General features: G+C 44.3%; 5 protein-coding genes and 5 pseudogenes. 9 read left to right on the top strand and 1 reads right to left on the bottom strand.

The window, feature by feature from the left end; translation table 11 throughout:
- Nucleotides 1-6: 6 nt before the first annotated feature.
- Nucleotides 7-172 (bottom strand): annotated as a pseudogene (locus WN50_RS34230) (zinc ribbon domain-containing protein); the annotation flags it as partial.
- Nucleotides 173-224: 52 nt separating this feature from the next.
- Between WN50_RS34230 and WN50_RS21180 the strand changes: the two are divergent.
- The 9 genes and pseudogenes from WN50_RS21180 to WN50_RS37775 all read left to right on the top strand — a co-directional run bounded on the left by WN50_RS21180 (nt 225) and on the right by WN50_RS37775 (nt 7,704).
- A complete protein-coding gene (locus tag WN50_RS21180; RefSeq protein WP_046279588.1) occupies nt 225-584 on the top strand; it encodes a phage holin family protein in 360 nt (119 codons plus the stop codon).
- 200 nt (nt 585-784) lie between these two features.
- Nucleotides 785-882, top strand: a pseudogene (locus WN50_RS37755) (RNA-guided endonuclease InsQ/TnpB family protein); the annotation flags it as partial.
- A 1-nt stretch (nt 883) separates the two neighbouring features.
- Nucleotides 884-1,084, top strand: a pseudogene (locus tag WN50_RS37760) (zinc ribbon domain-containing protein); the annotation flags it as partial.
- Between the two features lie 24 nt (nt 1,085-1,108).
- Nucleotides 1,109-1,279: pseudogene (locus tag WN50_RS36470) on the top strand (hypothetical protein); the annotation flags it as partial.
- Nucleotides 1,280-1,502: 223 nt separating this feature from the next.
- Nucleotides 1,503-1,898 carry a hypothetical protein gene (locus WN50_RS21190; RefSeq protein WP_046279589.1) on the top strand — a complete coding sequence of 132 codons (396 nt, stop codon included), beginning with the start codon at nt 1,503-1,505 and terminating at the stop codon, nt 1,896-1,898.
- Between the two features lie 489 nt (nt 1,899-2,387).
- A partial coding sequence (locus WN50_RS36475; RefSeq protein WP_235441058.1) for a substrate-binding domain-containing protein occupies nt 2,388-3,710 on the top strand: 1,323 nt, incomplete at its 3' end.
- Between the two features lie 288 nt (nt 3,711-3,998).
- A partial coding sequence (locus tag WN50_RS37765) for a DUF4912 domain-containing protein (RefSeq protein WP_425354831.1) occupies nt 3,999-5,426 on the top strand: 1,428 nt, incomplete at its 3' end.
- Between the two features lies 1 nt (nt 5,427).
- Nucleotides 5,428-5,921 (top strand): annotated as a pseudogene (locus WN50_RS37770) (DUF4912 domain-containing protein); the annotation flags it as partial.
- An 85-nt stretch (nt 5,922-6,006) separates the two neighbouring features.
- Entirely contained in the window at nt 6,007-7,704 is a 1,698-nt protein-coding gene (locus WN50_RS37775; RefSeq protein ID WP_425354832.1) for a DUF4912 domain-containing protein, read from the top strand.
- Nucleotides 7,705-8,277: the final 573 nt, after the last annotated feature.

Raw genomic sequence — 8,277 nt, forward strand, 5'->3', positions numbered from 1 at the left:
ATTTTAACAGGTTTTAGTTGACGGATAGAATCTATAGCGCAAAAACTACGATTGAACCGTACCACGAGGATTTATACTCAACTTGGCGGCGAATTTCAGAAAAAGCCGAATCAGCAATAGCACCCGCTAATTTATGATTTTTCATCATCCCAGAAACATTCAAGTCTTCTAACCCGATGACTTGAAATCAAAGTCAAACTTTAACAAAAGGGGAGATCGCATCAATGATTGGTTTTATAATTTCTGTTGTTGTGTTAGCGGTTAGCTTATTAATCATCTCTAAGCTACCGATTGGGGTAGAAATTGATAATCCGGTGATCGCTTTAATTGCGGGTGCGATTATTGGTGCTTTTAATTCGATCTATCAAATTTTTCCAAATTGGTTTAGAACGTTTAATGCAATTGTTAGTATTGGATTAATTCCTTTGATTGGTAGCATTATTGTGTTTGGTTTAGCCGCTTGGTTAGTAGAAGGGTTTAGATTACGCAATGGAGTGATCAGTGCAATTTTAGGAGCGCTTGCTCTGAGCTTTGTGAACTCTATTCTGTTTTTTATTCTCCGTCAAGTTGGGATTATTGCCTAAGCCATCCTCAAACCTAACCTGATCACATCCTCTAAATCAAGTGATGTCAAAAATGACTTGCTCTACTATACATTGAAAATTAGCTTTAGCCCAGTGATCAAGTCATCGGTACACCGCCTTGAAAAAGCCGTGCCTGCGATGACTCGATTCCCGAGTCAAGACCATTTTTGGATAGAGGATTACAATTGTCTTTTTGAGTCAACATTCGGAAAGATACAATTCACAAATTAACCTCATGGCTATGCAAAAACCACGCAGTCATCGGGTTAGAAGACTTGAATGTTTCTGGGATGATGAANCCTCATGGCTATGCAAAAACCACGCAGTCATCGGGTTAGAAGACTTGAATGTTTCTGGGATGATGAAAAATCATAAATTAGCGGGTGCTATTGCTGATTCGGCTTTTTATGAAATTCGCCGCCAAGTTGAGTATAAATCCTCGTGGTACGGTTCAATCGTAGTTTTTGCGCTATAGATTCTATCCGTCAACTAAAACCTGTTAAAATTGCGGTCATGTTCAAGAAATGCCGCTCAAAGAACGAGTTTTTCATTGCGAGGCTTGCGGTGAAGTTCAAGAGCGTGACTATAACGCAAGCCTCAATGCGCGAACGTTTCGCCGAAGGCTATTCGGTTTGAGCCTGTGGAATAGGAAGTGCCGACACCCTATGAAACCCAGTATAGTCTGGAAGAAGCAGNCGTTTCGCCGAAGGCTATTCGGTTTGAGCCTGTGGAATAGGAAGTGCCGACACCCTATGAAACCCAGTATAGTCTGGAAGAAGCAGGAAGTAAACATTAACACGGTTTGTACCGCGTTATATCAGTTTTATAAAGCAGTAGATACAACCAGTCACACAAGACCCACAAAATGAAGGTCTTCTCAAAAGTTTAGCAAAATTCGCCCACTGAGGAGCAAAGAATATGGAAGGATGTACAGTTACAGACTTAAAGGTTCATAGCAAGCAAAACTGCTTTGTGCTGGATGCTGCGGCGATGCAACGCATTCAAGAAGAAACAGGGGTTTCTACAACACTAGAACCCGGAACCTATATCGTGAGAATTCGGAATGGTTCATTTGATTACCGTGGAGACGTGAATCATTCTGGTGAACCTTTGGTCATGCTTTGGATCTATGGTGGCCGATTTATTAACAAAAAAACTAACATCGAAATAGAAGCAACCTGGTCAACATTAAATGGAGATGACGATACACTCACCTTAGAAGTTCTAGAAACTTGTAATCTCTGTGCTTTCTTTTTTGATACCTACCTGGAAGACAACGAAGGAGAAGTGACCATCTCTGTTGTAAAAATTTGATCGCCAACCCACAAAGATAGTATCGGAAACGGTTANATTTATTAACAAAAAAACTAACATCGAAATAGAAGCAACCTGGTCAACATTAAATGGAGATGACGATACACTCACCTTAGAAGTTCTAGAAACTTGTAATCTCTGTGCTTTCTTTTTTGATACCTACCTGGAAGACAACGAAGGAGAAGTGACCATCTCTGTTGTAAAAATTTGATCGCCAACCCACAAAGATAGTATCGGAAACGGTTACTCAATATTAATAACGACATCAAAATTAATGGAGACTAGAAGAAGTGAAAGTAGAGAATTCCGCTCTTGATTAAAGAAATATTTGAACGATTCTCCTCTTTCTCCCTTCTAGACTTGAAAAGATTTTGTTGTGGTTCTCCATCTGGGGCAGATTATAGAGTAGAAGTTCTCGATCAAGATCTTTTTAAATCTAAGAAATTCCACAAGCGCACAACGATTGTTAATTTAGAACCCTGAAAAACAATGTCTCGCTCTCGCAAAGCATTACTTCAAATACCAGTGGTGCTAATCGCTTTAGCATCTACTCCTGAACTTTTGACTGTTTCTCTAGTATCATTTCTCGATCAAGCCGCGATCGCTCAATCATCAGAGACAGAACCTACAAAAGATCCGACACTAATTTTACCCCAAACCTTTGATGTTCCTAAACCCACCTTCACAGTCCCTAAATCTTTAACTGAGAATACAGTTGTTACGGTGAACGGTTCTAGTAGCATGACTGGAACGAACCAAGCACTTCAAGAACGCTTTCAAGAACGGTTTCCCAATACAAAAGTTGAACTGTCAGCAACCGGAACTAGCGAAGCCTTGGAAGCTGTAAAAGAGGGAAAACTGGATATCGCCGCAGTGGGACGACCCTTAACTGAAGAAGAAAAAGCGGCGGGTTTGGTAGCAGTTCCGGTGGGTCGGGAAAAATTAGCAATTATTATCAGTCCGAACAATTCCTTTGAGGGAAATTTGACCTTTGATCAATTTGCGCGAATGTTTCGAGGCGAAATTACCGACTGGTCAGAGGTTGGCGGTTCTGCGGGTGAAATTCGCTTCATAGATCGACCGAATGACAGTGATACACGCCGCGCATTTAGCGCCTATAAAGTGTTTGAAACCGCTCCCTTTGAAAGTGGGGTGAATACAACTCAAGTCTTAGAAGACGAAACGGATGCGGTTGTCGAAGAACTGGGTAATGATGGCATCAGTTATGCGATCGCCGACCAAGTGTTAAACCGGGATGATGTTAAAATTATCCCGATGCACGGAACCCTACCCGATGATCCGCGTTATCCCTATTCTCAGTATCGCAGCTACGTTTACAACGAAAACAACAAGCCTCCCAAAGTCATCGCCTTTTTAGGTTTAGCAACCTCTCAACCCGGTCAAGAAATTATCGCCGATACGGAAACCGGAGAACCAATTTTGGGGGGGACGGCGGTTGTTCCGTCTACGACTACTCCTCAACAAATCGCCCAGACTCCAACTCCTGTTCAAGAACAACAACAACAAGAAAAAGGCGGTTTTCCCTGGTGGATACTGTTGCTGTTGGGAATTCCACTCTTAGGTGGGTTAATTTGGTGGTTGTTCAAAGCAGGTCAAGGAGAACCCGTTAGCGGTGCGACAGCAACACCAACAACGCCCCCCCCAGCAACCCGAACAGGAATAGCTCCCCCCGTTACCGAAACCCCAATAACTCCCCCCGTTGCCGGAACCGCAACCGCCCCCCCCGCTGCCGCAACCCCAACAGCCCCACCCGCTACCGAACCCGCCACAGCACCGACAATCCCCGCAGCCNCGAAAACTCCCCCCGTTACCGAAACCGCAACAGCAGCGACATTACCCGAAGTTGATCCTGGCGTTAACTCCCCCACAGCAGGAGCAACCCCAGTCGCTGCCGCAGGCGATCTGACAACCGCAACTGTAGGAACCCCTAGCGGAACGGCTATTGCGACTGGAAACACAGGTTTAACGCCTCCCGGTTTAGGAACCATTGGACTAACAGGACTAGCCGCAGCAGGAGCCGCAGCAGGAGCCGCAGCAGGAGCCGCAGCCTGGTGGGGAGAGCGATCGCCCAGTAGTCGAATTACCCTCGCTCCAGGGGAAGCTCAAGATGCCTACGCCTATTGGTTGATATCGGATACGGACAAAGATTTTGCCAAAGAACACGGAGGACGACAACCTCAACTGCGAGTTTACGATGTCACAGACATTGAAGATCTCGATCAGCAGTCTCCTAACAGTGTTGAGAAATACGATATTGACGAGTCACTTCAAGAGCAAGCTATTTCTAACCTGGAAGGAAACCGAGACTATCTTGCAGAAATTGGTTATCTCACCGACGATGATCGGTGGTTGATGTTGGCACGTTCTAACCGAGTGCAGATGCCTCTGCCTGATATTGCTGGAGAGACATCGAATTTGGCTGGAGTGGGTGCTGGGTTAGCCGCAGGTGCTGCGATCATTCCTCTACTGACTTCCTTTGGGAGTCAGATTACACTGAATCTCAGAGAAGAAGAGCCTCAAACCGCAGATGCTTGTTGGGATGTTCCAGATGCTGCGAAAACTGCCGCTAAACAGCAGGGAGGACGGCAGATGCAACTGCGAATTTATGATGTTACGGATATTGATCTAGACGCTCAACCTGCTAACCGTGTCCGAAGATATGATTGTGAAGAATCAACTCAACAACGACGAGTTCCTCTTTTAGACCGCAATTGTGAGTATTTAGCCGAAATTGGTTATGTTACCGATGAGGGTGAATGGTTGATGTTGGCTCGTTCGGAACCTGTGAGAGTTCCGGTTGATACCGCTACAGATGAGGAATTAACACCTGATGTCGGTTTAATGGGCGCTGGCTTAGTTGCAGCAGGGGCTATTCCTTCTTTAATGGCACTTGGAAGTCGTTTAAGATTGACTCCGGGTGAAAATCAAACCACTGATATTGATTGGGAAATTTCAGACTCAGCCAAAGATCTCGCTCAACAACAGGGCGCACGAAATTTGCAACTGCGGGTTTATGATGTCACGGATCTTGATGTTGGTGATCTCAGTGTTGATCAAACACCCTCAACAATTGTTCAACAGTATGAGTTGGATGAATTAACCTCTCCTTTGCAGTTAGAACTCGTTGGCAACCGTGACTATCTGGCAGACATGGGTTATGTTACGGATGAGGGTGAATGGTTAATGTTGGCTCGTTCGCAGCCTGTGAGAGTTCCGGTTGATACAGCTACAGATCAGAGATTAACACCCAATTTAGGTTTACTGGGTGGTGGGTTAATTGCAGGTGGTGGGTTAGTTGCAGGGGTTATTCCTCGGATGAGGAGAACGACAACCAGCCATGTGACGCTAACACCCACTGATAATGGTGCTGCTAATGTCTATTGGACAGTTGACGATACCGAACAGGAAAATGCTCTTGCAAGAGGCGGACGTCAGTTTCAACTGCATCTTTATGATGTTACTGATATTCCACCGGACTCTGTAGCGACTCATAGCGTACAACAATACNTATTGGACAGTTGACGATACCGAACAGGAAAATGCTCTTGCAAGAGGCGGACGTCAGTTTCAACTGCATCTTTATGATGTTACTGATATTCCACCGGACTCTGTAGCGACTCATAGCGTACAACAATACAACTTTGAGGAATCGATTTCGACTCCCCAATTGTTAACCCTCGAAGGCAACCGCGACTACTTTGCAGAAATTGGTTATCTCACCGATGAGGGTGAATGGCTGATGCTGGCACGTTCTCATCGAGTTCGTATTCCTCAAGAAACAACCGCAACTCCGCTAGTTGAACCTGTAGAACTGTCCAGTGTAGAATTGAGCAGTTCAGAAGTTGTTCCGGCAGTTGAAACTCATCGCAGTCATGTGACGCTAACACCGACTGATAATGGCGCTGCTAATGTTTATTGGACAGTTGACGATACCGAACAGGAAAATGCTCTTGCAAGAGGCGGACGTCAGTTTCAACTGCATCTTTATGATGTTACTGATATNTCGACTCCCCAATTGTTAACCCTCGAAGGCAACCGGGACTACTTTGCAGAAATTGGTTATCTCACCGATGATGGTGAATGGTTAATGCTGGCACGTTCTCATCGAGTTCGTATCCCCGCATTTACATCAACAGATTTAACAGAGTCAGAGGATTTGTGGAGTGTAGTAGAATTAACACCTGAAGTTGAACCGCTTCCTAGCCTCAGTTCAATTCCCTGTTCTATTGCCCTCACCCTGGATGAAGAAGGAGCCATTGATGCTCACTGGGAAGTACCAGAAGCCGCTAAAACCCTTGCCAAACAACAGGGCGGACAACAGTTCCAAGTTTGGGTTTACGATGTTACCAATACCACTGTTGAAATATCACCGAGTTTCTGTATTGAGAAATGTCTGTTAGCTGAGTCTATTAATGATTGGCAGTTTGAACTAGAAAGCGAACGGGAATACTTAGCTGAAATTGGCTATGTTCTGGAAAATGAAGAATGGCTGATGCTAGCTCGTTCTAACCGTGTGTTTGTACCGGGAGACGATGAAGATTTAGATGCTTCTGAGGTGGGTACAATTGCTGCTTTAACGGGTGTAGGTTTAGCGGCAGGAACGGCTATTTCAGCTATGAGTTCATTTCCCTGTTATATTACTCTGAGTCTGGGTGATGATCAATGGGTTGATGCACGTTGGGAAGTGCCAGATGCCGCCAAAGAAAGGGCTAAACAACAGGGCGGAGAGAAGTTTCAACTGCACGTTTATGAGGTGACAGGGATTGATTTAGAGACTCAGACTGCCAATAGCGTCCAACGCTACAACTGCAATGAGTTAATCAAACAGTGGCAAATTCCTAATCTCAATACTGATTGTGAATATATAGCCGAAATTGGCTATGTAACTGATGCGGATGACTGGTTGATGTTGGCTCGTTCTAACCGAATACGAGTTCCGATATCATCAATTGAAATCATTGATGGAACAGGGGTTTCTCCGGTGGCTGCAATGTCTTCTGAGATCACATTAACGCCTCGTGATAACCCAACAAGCGCTGATGCTCATTGGGAAGTGCCAAGAGCCGTTCAGGAAGCGGCGAAACAGCAGGGCGGAGAACAGTTTCAATTGCGTCTTTATGATGTGACTGGGGTTGATTTGCAGACAACTCCAGCGAGTAATGTGCGACGGTACAATTGCCATGAGTTAATTCAACAGTTGCAAATCCCTAACTTAGAAGCCTATCGTGACTATCTCGCTGAAATTGGTTATGTTACCGATGAGGAAGAATGGTTGATGTTGGCTCGTTCTAATTCGGTGCGGATATCGACATCTTCTCAAACTGTTAGTCAGGAAAATGTTGCACCTGCGATCACAACTTTGCCTGTTACTGCGGGTAACTGTACGATTGAACATTTGACGGTTCATAGTCGCCGCAATTGCTTCTTGCTCGATGAAGAACGCATGAAACAGCTTCAGGAAACGGCGGTTTCTCAAACGCTGGAACCGGGTATTTATGTGCTGCGAATTAAAAGTGGTCTGTTCGGTTATGGGGGTTTTGATTCCAACAGTTTACCCTTGGGAGAACCGATGGTTATCTTCTGGCTTTATGGGGGAAAAGTCATCAACAAGAAAACTCGCGTTCCAGTCGGCGCTACTTGGTCAACGTTAAATGGATTTCACGAGACGTTAACTTTGGAAGTTCAGGAAACGACGACTTTGTGTGCCTTTTTCTTTGATAGTTTTCCTGATGATAATCAGGGTGAAGTGACGGTTTCTGTGGCTCGGTTATACGATGCTAACTAGATTTTAACTGGAATTCTAAAATTATTCTCCCGTTGCGTGCGTTGTCTGAACGGGAGATTTTTTTGACATTTTTGACAAGGAATGTTGCAAATTGTCTAGAGAGGGAACAGGAAACCGGAAGAATGAGAGAGAGAATTCTTTAATCTACTCGGGTGAAAACTGGATTTATAACTCAATAAAAATCAACAAAAAAACTAGAAAAATAAGTTGTATAAATCAAATTTTATTGAAGATACAAAGTAGAGACTCAGCTTTGAACAATTAACCCAAATTAACAAGTCGCCCCTAGAACTTTGATTTCATAAATAACTTTAAAATCGAATCAAATTATGATAAAGTTGATATTTAAAAGCCTTTCAAACGCCAGGCGGGCTGGAAAGACGGATGGGTTGATCGAAGACAAACCTAGATCATCTGTATCCTTTACCAAGAGAAGCAGGTTTAAAGCAAGGTCGTTCACGACGGATTATTTTATGCTAACATAAGTTGATCGTGGCTTGATGCCGATAATCTATGCTTGTGTATGAAATGAAGCTGCAAGGAACGCAATACCAGTACAGAAAGTTAGACGAA

The sequence above is a fragment of the Limnoraphis robusta CS-951 genome (assembly GCF_000972705.2).

Excerpts from the sequence above, each read along its gene's own strand:
- WN50_RS37775 (WP_425354832.1), top strand. The coding sequence starts at position 6,007 with ATGCTGGCACGTTCTCATCGAGTTCGTATCCCCGCATTTACATCAACA.
- WN50_RS21180 (WP_046279588.1), top strand. The coding sequence starts at position 225 with ATGATTGGTTTTATAATTTCTGTTGTTGTGTTAGCGGTTAGCTTATTA.
- WN50_RS21190 (WP_046279589.1), top strand. The coding sequence starts at position 1,503 with ATGGAAGGATGTACAGTTACAGACTTAAAGGTTCATAGCAAGCAAAAC.